The organism is Planctomicrobium aquicomposti (genome assembly GCF_051466325.1).
Taxonomy (GTDB): domain Bacteria; phylum Planctomycetota; class Planctomycetia; order Planctomycetales; family Planctomycetaceae; genus Planctomicrobium.
Genome location: NZ_CP195792.1, coordinates 2,618,119 through 2,635,095, shown reverse-complemented (window position 1 = coordinate 2,635,095; position 16,977 = coordinate 2,618,119). Strand labels below are relative to the sequence as shown.

11 protein-coding genes are annotated in these 16,977 nt (G+C 57.6%); 8 read left to right on the top strand and 3 right to left on the bottom strand.

Going from position 1 to position 16,977, the window contains the following annotated elements:
- The first annotated feature begins 393 nt into the window (after positions 1-393).
- Complete coding sequence (locus SH664x_RS10225; protein ID WP_437200716.1) at positions 394-2,139, top strand: sodium:solute symporter family protein; 1,746 nt, start codon at positions 394-396, stop codon at positions 2,137-2,139.
- A gap of 6 nt (positions 2,140-2,145) precedes the next feature.
- A complete protein-coding gene (locus tag SH664x_RS10220) occupies positions 2,146-4,515 on the top strand; it encodes an FAD-dependent oxidoreductase (protein ID WP_437200715.1) in 2,370 nt (789 codons plus the stop codon).
- Positions 4,516-4,817: 302 nt separating this feature from the next.
- Here SH664x_RS10220 and SH664x_RS10215 read toward each other — a convergent pair whose 3' ends face one another.
- The 3 genes from SH664x_RS10215 to SH664x_RS10205 all read right to left on the bottom strand — a co-directional run bounded on the left by SH664x_RS10215 (position 4,818) and on the right by SH664x_RS10205 (position 8,483).
- Positions 4,818-5,609: an IS5 family transposase gene (locus SH664x_RS10215; protein ID WP_437200714.1), complete on the bottom strand. Its 792-nt coding sequence runs from the start codon at positions 5,607-5,609 to the stop codon at positions 4,818-4,820.
- A gap of 258 nt (positions 5,610-5,867) precedes the next feature.
- The gene (locus SH664x_RS10210) at positions 5,868-7,235 is read right to left on the bottom strand and encodes a sulfatase family protein (protein ID WP_437200713.1); all 1,368 of its coding nucleotides are present in this window, start codon (positions 7,233-7,235) and stop codon (positions 5,868-5,870) included.
- Between the two features lie 159 nt (positions 7,236-7,394).
- Positions 7,395-8,483 (bottom strand): DUF1559 family PulG-like putative transporter, encoded by a 1,089-nt coding sequence (locus SH664x_RS10205; RefSeq protein WP_437200712.1) that lies wholly within the window; start codon positions 8,481-8,483, stop codon positions 7,395-7,397.
- Positions 8,484-8,903: 420 nt separating this feature from the next.
- Between SH664x_RS10205 and SH664x_RS10200 the strand changes: the two genes are divergently transcribed.
- The 6 genes from SH664x_RS10200 (at position 8,904) to SH664x_RS10175 (ending at position 16,970) form a co-directional block, all read left to right on the top strand.
- A complete protein-coding gene (locus SH664x_RS10200; RefSeq protein WP_437200711.1) occupies positions 8,904-9,470 on the top strand; it encodes a sigma-70 family RNA polymerase sigma factor in 567 nt (188 codons plus the stop codon).
- Positions 9,471-9,474: 4 nt separating this feature from the next.
- On the top strand, positions 9,475-10,683 hold the full coding sequence (locus tag SH664x_RS10195) for a FecR/PupR family sigma factor regulator (protein ID WP_437200710.1): 1,209 nt from the start codon (positions 9,475-9,477) through the stop codon (positions 10,681-10,683).
- A gap of 548 nt (positions 10,684-11,231) precedes the next feature.
- Positions 11,232-12,191 carry a cysteine synthase A gene (gene cysK / locus SH664x_RS10190; RefSeq protein ID WP_437200709.1) on the top strand — a complete coding sequence of 320 codons (960 nt, stop codon included), beginning with the start codon at positions 11,232-11,234 and terminating at the stop codon, positions 12,189-12,191.
- A 92-nt stretch (positions 12,192-12,283) separates the two neighbouring features.
- Positions 12,284-13,741 (top strand): family 2B encapsulin nanocompartment shell protein, encoded by a 1,458-nt coding sequence (locus tag SH664x_RS10185; RefSeq protein ID WP_437200708.1) that lies wholly within the window; start codon positions 12,284-12,286, stop codon positions 13,739-13,741.
- 82 nt (positions 13,742-13,823) lie between these two features.
- Complete coding sequence (locus SH664x_RS10180) at positions 13,824-15,263, top strand: family 2B encapsulin nanocompartment shell protein (protein WP_437200707.1); 1,440 nt, start codon at positions 13,824-13,826, stop codon at positions 15,261-15,263.
- A 24-nt stretch (positions 15,264-15,287) separates the two neighbouring features.
- Complete coding sequence (locus SH664x_RS10175; RefSeq protein WP_437200706.1) at positions 15,288-16,970, top strand: SufS family cysteine desulfurase; 1,683 nt, start codon at positions 15,288-15,290, stop codon at positions 16,968-16,970.
- Positions 16,971-16,977: the final 7 nt, after the last annotated feature.

Below are 16,977 nucleotides of genomic sequence, written 5' to 3'. Positions count from 1 at the left end.
ATTTTCAGATTTCCAAGTCGACATAAGAAAACGAGTCATCCTACCCAGTGAGTGGTGTCAATCGGGAAGCACTGTTTTGGAATTCGTAAAAGAACCGGTAAACAAGAGCACTCATGACTGGAAGTGTTCGCGTGGTCATGAGGATCGATAAGTTGCTCCTTCGGGTGCCCGCACAGCCCCCGTTTCAAATGGGGTCAGTACGTACTTCTGGATGGAGTGAAGCGACAGATGAGCACTCACAATCGCTGAGAATTGCGTTCTCTCGGTATTGATCTGCCGAATCCGGGATGGATACCTCCGGACGAGAAGTCCTTGGAGCCCCTTTCATCTCGGGACCGGACGCGGCACACCGATCATACTGGCATTAAGACGAGCAACTGCAGAAAGAGATCGATGGGAGAGACTACGGCGCAGATGCAATTGATTGACTACATTGTCATCGCACTCTACCTGATGGGCATCGTCGTCGCGGGGATGGTTTTCACCAGTCGAATGACCAGTTCCAAAGAGATGTTCACCGCCGGTGGGCAGTCACCATGGTGGGTTTCCGGCCTGTCGGGGTTCATGACCATGTTCTCAGCAGGCACATTCGTCGTCTGGGGTGGAATCGCCTACAGGTACGGCGCAGTCGCAATCGTCATTAATCTGTGTTACGGAGTGGCTGCCATGCTGGCCGGCTGGTTCGTCGCCGGGCGCTGGCGAAAGCTCGGGGTCGACTCGGCAGCCGAGTTTCTGCAGCTGCGCTTCGGCAACTCCATTGTCCAGTTCTACACGTGGTTCAAAGGAACCGTGGGACTGTTCGTCATGGGGGGCTCGGTGTATGCACTCGCAAAAATCGTCTGTGCGCTCCTGCCGCTGCCGGAGGGACATTTCCTGGCGGATCCGACAACGGGACAATTGTCAGTCAAGATCACCTCTGTCGTCTTATGCCTGATGATCATCGTCATTACGTTCTCGGGCGGCCTTTGGGCGGTGCTGGTCACAGACGTGCTGCAGTTCGTGATTCTGACGGTCGCGGTCATCTTCGTTGTACCGATGATCGTACAGAAGGTCGGCGGGATGGAGGTCGTTGTCGAGCGGGCCCCTCCAGGTTTTTTTGATCCGGTCGCCGGCGAGTACACATGGTGGTTCATTACTGCCTGGGTGCTGGTCAACTTCTGTATGATTGGCGCGGAATGGGCCTTCGTTCAGCGATTTCTCTGTGTCCCAACCCAGAAGGATGCCAAGAAGGCTGCCTATCTCTTTGGGATTATGTACTTCGTCTCACCTGTGATCTGGATGCTGCCGCCGATGATCTATCGCCTGATCGATCCGGACTTGCAGGACACGGAACAGGCTTATATTTACGCTTGCCAGTCTGTGTTGCCCGCCGGCATGATGGGCCTCATGGTGGCTTCGATGGCATCGGCAACGATCAGCGGCGCAACAACCCGCTTGAATGTTTTTGCCGGTGCGTTCACGACGGAGGTGTACAAGCGTCAGATTAATCACGATGCTTCAGAGAGACAGCTCGTCGTCGTGGGACGGATCATTACGATGATGCTCGGAGCGATTGTGATTGCTGGATCGTTGGTGATCCCCAAGTATGGGTATACCAAATTTATCCTCGACATGAACACATTGCTATACGGGCCCATTCTGATGCCCACCATCTGGGGCCTGTTTTCGCGCAAGATCGACCTTCGCGCCGTCTGGGTGACTGTCATCATGGGGTTCGCTGCTGCCTATTGCGTCAAGATTGGGGTCTCGCCCGACGGCTTCCTGACGAAGATTGGCCCGTTGCGTCCCCTGGTACAGTGGATCGTCGCGTACCAGGACATCGTCGAGGACACCGTCGGGATCATTGTTCCGCTTGTCGTGCTGCTCGTCTTTGAGATTTCAGCTCGAAGAACGAATCCCGGGTGGCTGCGGGTCATGCAGTTTCAGTCGCGCGCTGCAGAACGGGCGACCATTCCATCGTCCCGTCTTCCCGGCCTGATGGTGGGGATTTGCCTGGTCTTACTGGCAGTCATGATGGCGGTGCTGGCATTCATCAATCGCGAGGAAATGTTTCCGCTGATGATTGCAGCCGCCGTGTTATTGGGCATTGGGGCGGTTCTGATGTCTGTCAATCGAGAACGTGAAAGAGACTTGAGTTGACGTCCCATGGAAGAAACACAATCCAGGTATGACCTCGTTGTCTGTGGTGGTGGGATTCCCGGAATCTGCGCTGCAATCACGGCGGCCCGAGCGGGAATTCGTGTTGCGCTGCTTGAGAATCGTCCGATCCTGGGAGGCAACGCCAGCAGCCTTGCGCTTGTTCCGCCTCATGGTGCGGCGTCGTTCTGGCACAATCGCATGGCCCGTGAAGGGGGCCTCCTCGAAGAAGTGATGATCGAATATGCGGCACGCTCGCCTGCGGCCGACAATCGACGAATCTTCGACATGATTCTGAAAGAATGGTGCGTTCGCGAACCCCACCTGGACCTCTTCTTCAACACGCGTGTGGAGAGTGCTCAGACAAAGGACGGTCGCATTACGTCGATCACCGCCATCCAGCATTCGACCGAAACGCAGTATCAATTCCACGCTCCGCTGTTTGTTGACGGCACCGGAGATGCCCTGGTGGCCGCTGCATCCGGCGCCGAGTTTCGTATCGGACGCGAAGGCCGCGAAGAATTCGGGGAAGCCCTCGCACCTGAGCAAGGCGACTCGAAAACTTTACCATGTGCTCTTTATCTGATCGCTCATCGGCGCGAACGCCCCATGCCGTTTACGCCACCCAGCTGGATCTGCAAGCGTGAAAGCTGTGACAACTTTCCTCATCGTCCCCATGTGGTGGACAAGTATCAGCACGGCAAGCGACTGAACGAGGAAGGTTCTGCCATTCAGTTGTTCTGGTGGTTCTCGCTGGGGGGAGAGCGAAACATCATCAGAGAAAGTGAACAGATCCAGGCCGACCTCGAAGCCGAAGCCTTCGGCGTCTGGGACCATTTGAAAAATCATTGTTCCGCTGAGACGCGGGAGGCATTGGCGAACTACGAAGCAGTCTGGTGGTCGCCGTTCCCGCTCCGTCGCGAGTCGCGCCGGGCCATCGGCGACGTCATGCTCTCCTGCAACGATATTTTTCAGGCGACATTATTCGAAGATCGGGTTTCGCACGGCGGCTGGCCCGTTGACGTGCATCCTCCCGAAGGTCTCCGCAGTAAGGACCCACCCTGCGATCAGACGTTTCTCAACGAACTCTACAGCGTGCCATTCGGCGCGATGTACTCACGCAATATCGACAATCTGCTGCTCGTCGGACGTTGCATCAGCGTGACCCACGTCGCGATGGGATCAATTCGCGTGATGTGTTCACTCGGAGCCGCAGCGCAAGCGGTGGGAATGGCCGCCGCAATCTGCATTGAGAAAAACGTGCTCCCGAGAGATGTCCGTCGCGACCACATCGCCCAATTGCAACAACGACTCCTGAAAGAAGACGTTTACATCATCCAGATGCCGAATGCCGATCCGTACGACTTGGCGCGCGACGCGTCCGTGACGACATCGAGTGAGCTGCGACTTGGGTCGCCCGAGCCGGATGGATTCGTCGAACTCGCTTACGATCTGGCGCAGCAGATTCCAGTTTCGAAGGGAACGGTCGATCGCGTTTCCGTCTGCCTGAAATCGACCCGGCCGGAATGCAGCAAGGTGAGCATCCAACTCTATACGAGCAAGACACTCGGTCGCCTGGATCAAGGTTCACCCCTGCTGGCGACCGAATTGCTCCTCGAACCGGGCCAGCAACGGTGGTTCGGCTTTGATGTCCATCACCAGTTCCCGGACGACACTCTCCTCTGGATCGTTGTCGGCAAACATGCCGGCATTCATTGGGGATTCTCGAACACGGAAGTCTTTTCGACACGTTTTGCCGTCCGGTTCGAAGGGCGAGTCGAACCGACGCCATCGCACGGTCTGGCGAGAATCGCTCCCCACAAAGAGAATTGGTTCGCGATCAATCATCACGGACGACTGCCGGCGGAACTTCACCATTGGATCGCAGAGAACATGGGGATGGAGCATGATCGCAAGGTGCGCGCCACGTTGTGCTGCAAGGTCAGTCCCGAATCTTCGCCTTATAGCGGGGCCAATGTCAGTAACGGGATTTCCAGAGCCGAGGACTGGCCTAACATCTGGATTTCCGACCCCTCCGAGTCGGTACCTCAGCACCTGACACTTTCCTGGAAGAAGCAACAGACGATTCGTGAAATTCGTCTCACGCTCGATACGGATCTCTGTGCTCCGGATCGCTGCTACGGATGGCCGCGGGAAGCCTATCGGTTCCCGTTTCCTGTTCCGCAGTGCATTAAGGACTACCGCATCGTTGCACTTGAGTCATCCGGCTGGAAAGAGGTTGTCCGAGTGGAAGGCAACTATCATCGACATCGAATCCACAAGCTCGACCGCGTGGTTAAAGCCAGCAAGCTGCGCATCGAGGTGCTCGAGACCCATGGCGATGCCTCGGCAAGAATCTACGAAGTACGGGTGTATTGAATTCTTTGTTTTGGACGAGGGAGCGATTTGGCTGCGATGTGCCGGCTTTGGAGTATCCACTCCTCTTTGTCAAGAGCTGATCCATTAAGAGGCTATTCGGAAAGTGATCTTGCTATAAATCCGTGTTTGGGATGAAGTTCCTGCGTGGTCTCCAGTGACCAGGGCGATTGCGTTTAAAGCTGAGTTCCGAACAGGACTTTTTCCAAATACGTTTCGTTCCAGCCTGCCATCAGGCGTTTGTTCTTCACGCCCACTTTCGCGGTCTTTTCGTTCTTCAGCAGACTTAGAACGTGTTTGAAAAATCAGTTTTGAAGCCGAGTGAGGGGTTTGCTCATCAGGTTGATCATGGCGATGTAGGTCACCGTTTCACTCGACTCGGGTGTTCGTTCATAGTTTCGGGAGTGTCGTCGATAGCGGGCCAGCCAGGCGAAGGTCCGCTCCACAACCCACCTTTTCGGCAAGACCACGAACGTCTTTTGCCCAACTGGCCTGAGGACAACCTGCAAGACCCAACCGAATGTCTGCCGAACCCACATTGGCAGTTCCTTACGCCCATAGGCTGAGTCGGCAAATAAAACCTTCAATCTGGGACAGACCTGCCTCAACTTCATCAACAGAAAGCAGGCTCCGTCGTGATCCTGCCAGTACGCTCCGTGCACGACCAAGGCCACGATCAGGCCCAGCGTGTCGACGGCAATGTGCCGCTTGCGACCTGTGATTTGCTTGGCCCCATCGTATCCCCGCTCGAATCCCCCTGCTGCGGTCCGCACGGACTGACTGTCCAGAATCGCCACGCTGGGACGTTTTTTCTTTCCCCAAGCCCGGCGGAGCTGTTCCCTCAGGTGCCGGTGAATTTGTTCCCAGAGACCACTGCGAACCCATGGTCGGTAAATGCCATAGACCGTACTCCAGTTGGGAAAATCGCCAGGGAGCAATCTCCATTGGCAACCGGTTCTGACCACGTACCAGATGGCATCCAAAACCCACCGCCGATCGATGGGAGGACGCCCCCGACGGGAAGGTTGGGGAAGGTATTTCCGGATCAGTTGCCATTGCTCATCCGAGAGATTGCTGGAATACTTCGTCCTCAACACGGCTGCGGCTCCTTCCTGGGATTGCCAAGATGTTCCCAAGGGAGCCGTAGCCGTTTTTTCAATTCATCGCAATTTCAAAACACGTTCTAAGAAGCTGGCACGGGACAGTGCCCGACCTCGAATCATTCTGACAGAGTCGGGCGTGGGATATCGCTTAGCAGACAGTCAGCTGGCCGGCGACGAACCGCAATTCATGAAACCGATGATAAAGACCGACGCCGCGTGAACGAAACGGGTAACGATGAGGGGTGAATCACGTTAATTGTTACGGGCCTTCTTCAGTTTTTTCTTGCCTGACTTGGCGGGCTGGACTTTTGGCGCCATTTCCGCGTTGGGCGGAGCCTGTTCAGAGTTCCAGGCGTCGTAGAGTTCCTGCAGTTTCTTCACCTTCTCTGGATGCTGGGGGGCGAGGTCTCGTGTCTCTTCCTTGTCGTCAACCAGATCGTACAGCTCTGGACGGCCGCTTCCCCCTTCGCCCACGACGAGCTTGTCATCGCCGTGGCGGATGGCCCATTGATCCCCGTAGCGCCAGAACAGCGTTTCGTGTGGCAGGCCGGGGTTCTTGCCTGTGAGGTAGGGGAGAAGATTCACACCGTCGAGCTTCCACTCAGGATCGACGGTCCCCCCGGCGGCAGCGATGATTGTCGGAAGGAGATCGAGCTGAATGACCGGTTTGGCGAACGTTTCGCCAGCCGGCAGGTGCCCCTTCCACTGCATGCAGAATGGAATGCGAACGCCCCCTTCCCAGACCATTGCCTTCAGCCCCCGCAGCGGCAGGTTACTGGAGGTGGTCGATTTACTGGGGCCTCCATTGTCGGACAGGAAGATGATCAGCGTCTGTTCTTCTTGATTCAACTCCCGGATTTTGCTGAGTGCTTTGCCGACAGCGTCGTCCATGGCGGACATCATGGCTGCAAACGTACGACGTTTTTCATCGCCAATGTGTGGAAAACGATCGAGGTAGGCCTGTGGGGCCTGCAACGGATTGTGCTGAGCATTAAACGTAAGATAGACAAACCACGGAGTGTCCCCGTGCTCTTCAATCCACTCGGCCGTGCGAATCCCGAATTGCTCGGTCGTGTAGAACAGATCGTCCTGAATCTCGATCACATCGGGTGATTTCCGGGAGTCCACGAACAACGCGGGATGGTAATACGACGTATTGGCCAGCGCTCCGTAGAATTCGTCAAAGCCCCGTTTGAGCGGATGATATTTGGGGAGTTCTCCCAGGTGCCATTTCCCGAAAGCGGCGGTGGCATAGCCGAGTCCCTTCATCCGGTTGGCAATCGTTTTTTCCTTCACATCGAGCCCGAGTCGCTTCATTCCGGCATTGTTCTCATGGCCGAAGCGGGTCTGGTAGCGTCCGGTCATCAGGCCGGCGCGCGAGGGGCTGCAAACCGGACAGGAGACGTAGCCCTGTGTGAACTTCACTCCGTTGGCTGCGATCGAATCGATATGGGGCGTGGGGATGTCCGTCGCCCCCTGAAAACCGAATTCTCCCCAGCCTGTGTCATCGCACAGGATCAGGAGTACATTTGGCTTCCGGTCCGCAGCGGACGTGGAATTCGAGAAAAATGCGGACAGGCAGCACACTGCGGCCAACAGGGAAAAGATGAAGCGCTTCATCGTTTGTCACTCCAGATGGAACAGAGCGGTTTTCGGTCGATGCGAGCCCAAATGTCGTCGAGCACTTTAACGTCGGATTCCCCCTTCTTCGCCACGTGACAGCCAGCGTCTCACCTTGCAATACTTTGGCGGCACGGGCACGGGGAAGAGCCACCCGCTCTAGAACTCACCAATCGTCTGACCGTCGGCGATGGCCGACAGACGCTGATAAAGGCCGTAGGGACCATCGGCCGAGACACCTGCATCGTCGAAATTGGTCGAGGTGTTCTCAATGCTTTGCGTAATGAATCGCACACTGCCATCTCCCATCAGGAAGTGAGCCCCTCCCACATGCATGCTGGCAAAGGCGGTGAAGTATTTATTGGGATACTTCTCGATCGTCGCGTTCAGGAAGGTATTGGTGGATCGCATATGGTTGTACGGGTTGGTCCGGAATTCACTCAGATCCGTGCAGTCCGCGCCTCCCCCGTTTTGCACGGACCCGTAGAGCAGGTTGTTGCGGGTCTGGTCCCAATGAGTTTCACCGACCAACATGCAGTTCGACAGCCCGTCGGTAAAATCGCGGAAGCGGAGTCCGATGTTGACCCGGAATGCTCCGACCGATCGCGGACTCTGATAAGCCGGATTCGCCTGATCGCAGAATTTCGCGTTAAATGGACCGCTGTTTCCCACGTAGCTGCTGGTGGCCGCCGCCTCGACGACGCCGTTGGCGGTACTGGTGGCGGTGGGATCCGAACTTCCTGACTTACGTGTGGGGGGCTTCAGATCGGAAGGGCAATTGAACACCCCCAGCGACGTGGCCCCCGCGACAGTGTTCTTTTCTTCGTTGGTCAGCTTGCCGTGGGGGTGAAAGCGAAAGTCGAACTGGTTAAAAACTGTCGCCTGATCGAGTTGTGGAAGAATTTGGGCAGCCCAGCTCCAGCCTCCATCCTCAGTGGCAGCATTCGTGACGGTGGCGGTGTCGATGTAGCCGATTGGAACGCGATCAAAGGCATCGTGATAATTGTGAATCGCCAATCCGATCTGCTTGAGATTATTCTTGCACTGTGACCGGCGGGCGGCGTCGCGCGCCTGCTGCACCGCGGGCAGCAAGAGTGCGATCAGGACAGCGATGATGGCGATGACCACCAGCAGTTCAATGAGCGTGAATCCGGACTTGCGGGGACCCGCCCAGACGCTGCCCTGGGAGAGGCGGGGACGTGTCACGCCCGGTCGAAGACTGTGGGCATGGCAAGAGCGGATTGCCATTGATCGATTCCTCTCTGAAGTCTCAGTTGGCTTCTCCGGGTTCAGACTGAAGTCTGGAGAGCAGGCCGGCGTATTTTGGGTTAAACTCTCACTGGGAATCATGTTGTGCCTCAATTCACAGCAAGAATCTCTACATTCGATGTGGGAATATCGTTGGCCGGACTCAATTTGTTATCATCAAATCCGGTCTTCACGCGAAATTCACATCCCCCCACCCTTGAAATGGCTACCCGGCGAATAGGATGGTAAACGGCGGTCCTCTCTGCTCGGCGATTCCTGCCGACGAAGCGACATCGGTCAATCCTATCGAGCGAAAAGGCACATCGAGCAAACAGGGCATTCACAGAGTCAGGATGAAAAGAGTGTCTCTGAAATCCCTGTCTGATCGGGCTTCGTGAATTACAGCGTCAGGAAGGCAGAATGGCATCAATGGAACCCGTTCCGGAGAACGCCCTCGCGTTAGCACGTTCCCGCGCCCTTCTGGCCCGCAACTGGGGAAATGTTCAAGCGTCGCTGCTCGCCTTCATTACCGCCTCGGCTCCGCAGTTTTCTGACGCCGAGGATCTGCTGCAGGAAGTAGCCGTTGAAGTTGCCATGCGATTTGACGAATACGATCCGGGACGTCCGTTTCTTCCTTGGGCTCTCTGGATTGCAAAAATCAAAATTGCGGATTTCTACCGCGTTCGTCAGAGACGTCAGGTGATTCTGATGGGGGAGTCGATGAACGCTCTGGCGGAGGCCTGCGTCACGGCTCATGAAAAGCTCTCGGATGAACAGCTGGCGATCGAAAAATGCCTCAGCAAATTGACCGATCGCTCGCGCGAGATGCTGAATCTCAGGTATTCGGAAGGGATGAGTTCTCCGGAAATCGGCGCCCGACTCGGCATGTCCGTGCGGTACGTCCGTGTCGCCCTGTCCCGCATCCGCACTGCCCTTACCGACTGTGCACAGGCCGTTGTCGAACCCCGTTCTGCTTCGAATGCGTGATGACATGCGAGAACAGGAAGCACTCGAACTGCTGGATGCGCATCTGGATGAGGCGACGCTGACAGAGCAGCAGGTGGAAGAACTTTCCGCCTGGCTGCGGGCAAATCCCCAGCATGCCGAACGGGCATTTCACCGCATCTTCCTGCATTCCTTTCTCCGGCGCCGTCTGCAGGCACAGAAACTCCCCGTTCTCAGTAACCGGACAGATCTGATCCCCCTCGACGTGGAATCAGAAGAGTTCAACCCGACCACAGAACTGTTCAGGCCTGCTCCTGCGGAACTGCAGATTCAGCGACCTCAAGCATCGGGATTTTCGCGTTTCCTGGTAGCGGGACTGCTCCTGCTGGGGGGGATCGGAGGGAGTTGGCTGCTGAAAACCCGGGCGCCTCTCTCGGTTCCGGTAGCCGCCGTGTCACAGGCTTACGATGGCTTTGAATACCCGGCGTCATCGATTCCCGCCCCCGCCCCCGAAGCCCAAACGTGGCCGACTTCCGGCGGTTTACAGGGACTGCAGGGGGGCCACGGCTGGTCGGGCCCGTGGGAAGAGACCGGTCCCAAAGTCTCTGTGATCGTCGACCATGTGAATGAGATGAACTGGCCTCCCAAAGATATGCGAAAGTTCAAGCCGCTCAGCCATCGCGATCCGGAAGGGAGGGAACTGCAGACTTCGGGACTGCAGATGCGCACGGCGATGGGGGCGAGGTCGTTGACCTCCCGTAAACTGAATTTGTCAGCGTTTCCCGAGTCCATGATCGATGCCGGAGGCCTTGGAAAAGATGGCTCGGTCATCTGGATCAGCTTCCTGGCACAGTCCTATAACAGCACAGCCGAAAACAACCGCTTCGCGTATTTTCAGATTGGCAGCCGGGAGGTTTCCGGATATCGGCTCGGCAAAGTCGGGGCCGCCCCTTCCGGAAACTGGACAGCCACCGGGCTGCTGACCGGGGCGCAGGTGAATCTGCGCTCCAGTGCAGTCCCCTCGGGCGAGATGGCGTTTCTGGTCACAAGACTGGAATTTCGACCGGGAACCGAGGATGCATCTGTCTGGATCAATCCCGGGCTCGCGGCGGAGCCGAAGGCGGGAGAGGCGACGCTTCGACTGGAGGTCCCCGATTTCCGGTTCGACGGCATCACCGTGAATGCGAACTTTTCGACAGATTTCGACGAGATCCGGATTGGCGACAGCTTTCGCTCCGTGGCCCCTCTCAAATAGGGCAGGGTGGTCGTTTCATTCGGCTCGCACTGCCCGGTGGATCGACTGCATCGTTTCGCGCCCGCAGGGACAGGCAGATCAATCGCCAACAGACTGACCCCGTTATTCTGTCCGGAACGAAATTTTGAGCGGTTCTCCCACCTTGTCGGGCACGCGCATTTTTGAGGTTGATTGGCCCGTCCTCACCACGCGGGAGGTGGCGTTTCACGAGACGAAACGCCTGCTGGGCGGGGCTGGAAGGAGCCACATGCTCGACGATCGGCGAGCTTTCGTGGACACCTTTTCCGGGAAATCTGTGGCGTGGATTGGATGTCTATTTTCTGTTCGTTAGACTTCCCGGAAATCTGACCGAGCGTCAGAACAACCTGGAATGAAGTCTTAACACGCAGATCGACTGACCGGACAACCGGAGGCCGCCTGACGGCTCTCCCGTTCTGTATTGTCCCTCAAGCTGAAGATCGAATGCTGCTGGCTGCTATCTGAGAACAGCGCCCCGTCGCGGTCGCTGCTTCCCTGTGGCAGAGCAGCCGGATTGCAACAGGTGATCGATGGCCGCGAAACCGCAGCAGCAGATTCATGCCGACGTTTCCCACTGTATCGGCGGAACCCCCCTCGTCCGCCTGAGGAGAATTCTCGGAGAGGCTGGCGGCCAGGTCGTCGCCAAGCTGGAAAGCATGAATCCGCTGGGAAGCGTGAAGGACCGCATCGCCCGGGCCATGATCGATGCAGCTGAGCGGGACGGCAAGATTCACCGCGACACAATCATTCTCGAACCGACCAGCGGCAACACCGGAATCGGTCTGGCCTACGTTTGTGCCTCGCGCGGGTACAAGCTGCAGGTCACGATGCCGGAGACGATGAGTCTGGAACGCCGACGGCTGCTCAAGGCGCTGGGAGCGGAAATCATTCTGACCCCCGCTGCGGAAGGGATGCCCGGAGCGGTCCGGAAAGCAGAGGAGTTGGCGCAAAGCCACACTCGTTATTTCGTACCGCAACAATTCCGGAACCCTGCCAATCCCGAAATTCACCGGAAGACGACAGCCGAAGAAATCTGGAAAGATACCGCCGGACAGGTCGACATCTTTGTCGCCGGCGTCGGGACGGGCGGGACGATCAGCGGCGTCGGTGAAGTGCTGAAAGCCCGTAAACCCGGAGTGCAGATTGTGGCGGTGGAGCCTGCTGCCAGTCCGGTCATCTCGCAGCGTCTGGCCGGTCGGCCGCTGCAGTCCGGACGGCATATGATTCAGGGAATCGGTGCCGGCTTTATCCCCGAAAACCTGAAGATTGACGTCATCGATCAGGTGGTCACGGTCACGGATGAGGAAGCTTTTGAGACTGCCCGAGAGCTTGCCCGGCTCGAGGGGATGATGTGCGGAATCAGCTGCGGCGCAGCGGTCTGGGCGGCCCGCGAACTGGCCCGACTCCCCGAGAACCGCGGGAAGCTGATCGTCGTCGTTCTGCCGGATCTCGGTGAACGCTACCTCTCGACGAAGCTCTTCCCGGAATAGCGGGAACAGCACGCCGACTGCTCCCGAACGGTCGGCTTTCCTTCCCGACACCCCCCAAGACAGCAGACGTTTTGTAACGAAGTGAGTAAACGATGTCCGACAGCCTCCTGCAGCGTAGTGTGACGACGTCCGTGGCCAGAAATCTGGCGGACACGACAAAGACGTCCCCGAAAATGATGTCGATCACCCCGCGCTGGCTGCTCAGCCTGCTGCCGTGGGTCCATGTGCATGGCGGAACTTACCGAGTCAACCGTACCAAGGTGGAACTCAGCAAGGCCGAACGGGTCGCTGTTGAAGTCGCGGGGGGAGTCGCTTCCTTCTCTCCGGAAGCCCTTCGTAACATCCCACTGTTTTCACAGCTTTCGGAGCCTTTGCTGACCCGGCTCGCGTCGGCGTTCAAACGGGAGGTGGTTTCACTGGGAAATAAGCTGGTCGGCGAAGGGGAAGATGAAAACAAGTTCTTCATCATCGCCCAGGGTCAGGTAGAAGTGCTCCGGAAAGGAATTCATGGGACCGACCTGCGGCTGGCGCTCCTCACCGACGGCGAATACTTCGGGGAATCGGAGGTGATCTCCGATAAGACTTCCGATGTCACGATCCGCACAATTACGCCATGCATTTTGTTAACGCTGTCGCGTAAGGATCTGGATGCGGCGTTGGGGAAAGCTCCGAAGTTGTCGGACGATTTCCAGCGTGCGGTGGCAGAGCACCGGGAACTGCGTTCCACCGTGAACCGTTACGGGGAACGGAATATCGATCTGGTCTCGGGCTTTGCTGAGAACGTGGAGATTCCGGAAACGTTTGTCGACTACTCCGCCCATCCACGTGAGTATTCGCTCTCGGCGGTGCAGACGGTGGTTCGGGTCCATACCCGGGTCTCGGATCTCTATAACGGTCCCTATAACCAGCTCGAAGAACAGATGCGGCTGACGATCGAAGGGATCAAAGAACGTCAGGAATGGGACCTCATCAATAATCCGAAGTTCGGCCTGATTCACTCCGTCGATCCGGCCATGCGGATCAGCACCCGCTACGGGGCACCCACTCCGGACGATCTGGATGAACTGCTGGCGCTGGTCTGGAAGAAGCCGGCGTTCTTTCTGGCACATCCGAAAGCGATCGCCGCCTTTGAACGGGAGTGCACGTGGCGGGGCGTGCCGCCGGTGACGATGGACCTGTTCGGAACTCCGGTGATTATGTGGCGGGGCGTGCCGATCGTCCCCTGTGACAAGCTGGAGATGAGCAACCGCTACAAGTCGAACCAGTGGTTCGGGACGACGAGCATTCTGCTGCTGCGGGTCGGAGAAGAGGATCAGGGAGTCGTCGGTCTGCACCAGACCGGAATTCCGGGGGAGATCATGCCGAGTCTGTCCGCACGGCTGATGGGTCTGGATAGTCTGGGGGTCGCCTCTTACCTGCTGACGCTGTACTTCTCCTGTGCGGTCCTCACCGACGATGCCCTCGGCGTCCTCGAAAATGTCGAAGTCGGCTACTACCACAACTACGAACATCGCGAGAATTTCGGATTCGACAAAGGGTTGGGCATCTGAACCGACGGTTTCCTCAGCCTGACATTGCTCACTTTTTCACAACCCACATTCCTGAATCACATCATCTCACAGGCGATGCACGATGTCGGACAATTTGCTTCAACGTAGTGTGACGACGTCCGTGGCCAGAAATCTGGCGGACACGACGAAGACGTCCCCGAAAATGATGTCGATCACCCCGCGCTGGCTGCTCAGCCTGCTGCCGTGGGTGCATGTGCATGGCGGAACTTACCGAGTCAACCGCACCAAGGTGGAACTCAGCAAGGCCGAACGGGTCGGGGTGGATGTCGCCGGCAAGACGGTGATGTTCCTGCCGGAAGCCCTGCGAAGTGTTCCGCTTTTCTCCCGTCTCTCCGACGCCATCATCGCCCGGCTCGCTTCTGGATTCAAAACGGAAGAAGTCCCCCTCGGCAAACAACTGATCAGCGAAGGGGAAGGTGGAAACAAGTTCTTCATCATCGCCCAGGGTCAGGTCGAGGTGCTCAGCAAAGGAATTCACGGCAGCGACCTGCGGCTGGCTCTTTTGACCGATGGCGAGTATTTCGGCGAAGCGGATCTCGTGGCGGACAATCCCTCCGACATGACCATCCGGACTTTGACCCCGTGCATTCTGTTAACGCTGTCGCGTAAGGATCTGGATGCGGCGTTGGGGAAAGCTCCGAAGTTGTCGGACGATTTCCAGCGTGCGGTGGCAGAGCACCGGGAACTGCGTTCCACCGTGAACCGTTACGGGGAACGGAATATCGATCTGGTCTCGGGCTTTGCTGAGAACGTGGAGATTCCGGAAACGTTTGTCGACTACTCCGCCCATCCACGTGAGTATTCGCTCTCGGCGGTGCAGACGGTGGTTCGGGTCCATACCCGGGTCTCGGATCTCTATAACGGTCCCTATAACCAGCTCGAAGAACAGATGCGGCTGACGATCGAAGGGATCAAAGAACGTCAGGAATGGGACCTCATCAATAATCCGAAGTTCGGCCTGATTCACTCCGTCGATCCGGCCATGCGGATCAGCACCCGCTACGGGGCACCCACTCCGGACGATCTGGATGAACTGCTGGCGCTGGTCTGGAAGAAGCCGGCGTTCTTTCTGGCACATCCGAAAGCGATCGCCGCCTTTGAACGGGAGTGCACGTGGCGGGGCGTGCCGCCGGTGACGATGGACCTGTTCGGAACTCCGGTGATTATGTGGCGGGGCGTGCCGATCGTCCCCTGTGACAAGCTGGAGATGAGCAACCGCTACAAGTCGAACCAGTGGTTCGGGACGACGAGCATTCTGCTGCTGCGGGTCGGAGAAGAGGATCAGGGAGTCGTCGGTCTGCACCAGACCGGAATTCCGGGGGAGATCATGCCGAGTCTGTCCGCACGGCTGATGGGGCTCGACAGTCTGGGGGTCGCCTCTTACCTGCTGACGCTGTACTTCTCGTGTGCGGTCCTCACCGACGATGCCCTCGGCGTCCTCGAAAATGTCGAAGTCGGGTACTACCACGATTACGAACACCGCCGCCGGACCCCGAAGTAGTCGCCATCCCGTCAGGGGAAAAGCATGCACGAATTAACACCTGAAAAACTGACCGAGATCACTACCAAGCTCTTCCAGCAGTTGCCGGGGATGCAGTCGGTCCCTCAGTCTGCATGGCCGGGCGGCCCAGATCCGGATGCGGCTGCTACGACTGATTTCCTCCAACAGCTTCCGCTGGAAGCGGGTTCCGGCGGCCTGTCGGCCGACCCTCTCCCCCATATTTCCGAGTCACTGGTTGCAGCGGCCCGGCGGATTTCGGCACGGCAGCCAGTCGGTACACGTCCCGGCTCTGGAACCAGCACGCGTGCATCTTCCGGCAGCGGCAGCGGGGGGGCCGGCCTGCGCAGCTTCGTGCAGGGGATTCAGACATCGCACATCTCGCGTGAGCCGTCGTGGGGCCAACCGGGTGAGGAAGAGATCAATTCCACCCGTCTGTTCGGAGGGCGTTCCCCCGTTCGGGAAAGTGCCCGTGCATTCGATGTCGCGGCAATTCGACGTGATTTTCCGATCTTAAGACAATCGATTCACGGCCATCCGCTCGTCTGGATGGATAACGCCGCCACGACTCAAAAGCCGCAATGCGTCATCGACGAGCTTTCGCGGTTTTACGCGACGGACAATTCCAATATCCATCGCGGGGCGCATTCACTGGCGGCGCGGGCAACCGATGCTTATGAGGATGCCCGGCAGAAAGTCCAAAAGTTTCTGGGCGCCGGCTCGCCGCAGGAGATTGTTTTTGTCCGCGGAACCACCGAGGGGATCAATCTGATCACCCAGACCTGCGGTCGTAAGTTCCTGCAGCCGGGAGATGAGATCGTCCTGACGACTCTGGAGCATCACGCCAATATCGTCCCCTGGCAGATGGTGGCCCGGGAAACCGGCGCGGTCATTCGAGTCGTCCCGGTCAATGATTCAGGGGAGATTCTCCTCGAGGAGTATCAACGGTTGCTGGGGCCCAGGACTCGTGTCGCCGCCTTCACACATGCCAACAACAGCCTGGGAACGTTGCTGCCGGTGGCGGAGATGACCCGGATGGCCAAGCGTTATGGCGCGAGAGTGCTGATTGACGGAGCTCAGTCGGTGGCTCACATTCCTGTGAATGTGCAGGAGCTGGGCTGTGACTTTTACGTCTTCTCCGGACATAAGATTTTTGGACCGACAGGGATTGGTGCCGCGTACGTCCGCTCTGAACTACTGGAGATCATGCCCCCCTGGCAGGGAGGGGGCAGCATGATCAAGAACGTGACATTTGAAGAAACAACGTACAGCGATCCCCCCGCCAAGTTCGAAGCGGGGACTCCCAACATCGCCGACGCGGTCGGACTGGGAGCGGCACTCGACTATGTCACGCAGCTTGGGCTGCCGCAGATCGCCCGACATGAACATCAGCTGCTGGAGTATGCGACGGACAAGCTGTCCTCCATCAATGGATTGCGGCTGATCGGCTCAGCGCGGGACAAAGTTTCCGTGATTTCGTTTGTCATGCAGAATCGCCCGACCGAAGAGATCGGACGGTTGCTCGACCGCGAGGGAATTGCCGTCCGCTCAGGCCATCACTGCGCACAGCCGTCGTTGCGACGATTTGGACTCGAAACAACCGTGCGACCGTCATTCTCCATCTATAATACTTATGATGAAATTGATCATCTGGTCAGTTCGCTGAAACGGATCGAGCAGCGGTCCCCCAGCGTCTCAAGAGTCTTTTGATCCCGGC

Bases quoted from the DNA above. Each gene is read 5' to 3' on its own strand.
- SH664x_RS10225 (WP_437200716.1), top strand. From the start codon at position 394: ATGGGAGAGACTACGGCGCAGATGCAATTGATTGACTACATTGTCATC.
- SH664x_RS10210 (WP_437200713.1), bottom strand. From the start codon at position 7,235: ATGAAGCGCTTCATCTTTTCCCTGTTGGCCGCAGTGTGCTGCCTGTCC.
- SH664x_RS10220 (WP_437200715.1), top strand. From the start codon at position 2,146: ATGGAAGAAACACAATCCAGGTATGACCTCGTTGTCTGTGGTGGTGGG.
- SH664x_RS10205 (WP_437200712.1), bottom strand. From the start codon at position 8,483: ATGGCAATCCGCTCTTGCCATGCCCACAGTCTTCGACCGGGCGTGACA.
- cysK (WP_437200709.1), top strand. From the start codon at position 11,232: ATGGCCGCGAAACCGCAGCAGCAGATTCATGCCGACGTTTCCCACTGT.
- SH664x_RS10185 (WP_437200708.1), top strand. From the start codon at position 12,284: ATGTCCGACAGCCTCCTGCAGCGTAGTGTGACGACGTCCGTGGCCAGA.
- SH664x_RS10175 (WP_437200706.1), top strand. From the start codon at position 15,288: ATGCACGAATTAACACCTGAAAAACTGACCGAGATCACTACCAAGCTC.
- SH664x_RS10200 (WP_437200711.1), top strand. From the start codon at position 8,904: ATGGCATCAATGGAACCCGTTCCGGAGAACGCCCTCGCGTTAGCACGT.
- SH664x_RS10195 (WP_437200710.1), top strand. From the start codon at position 9,475: ATGCGAGAACAGGAAGCACTCGAACTGCTGGATGCGCATCTGGATGAG.
- SH664x_RS10180 (WP_437200707.1), top strand. From the start codon at position 13,824: ATGTCGGACAATTTGCTTCAACGTAGTGTGACGACGTCCGTGGCCAGA.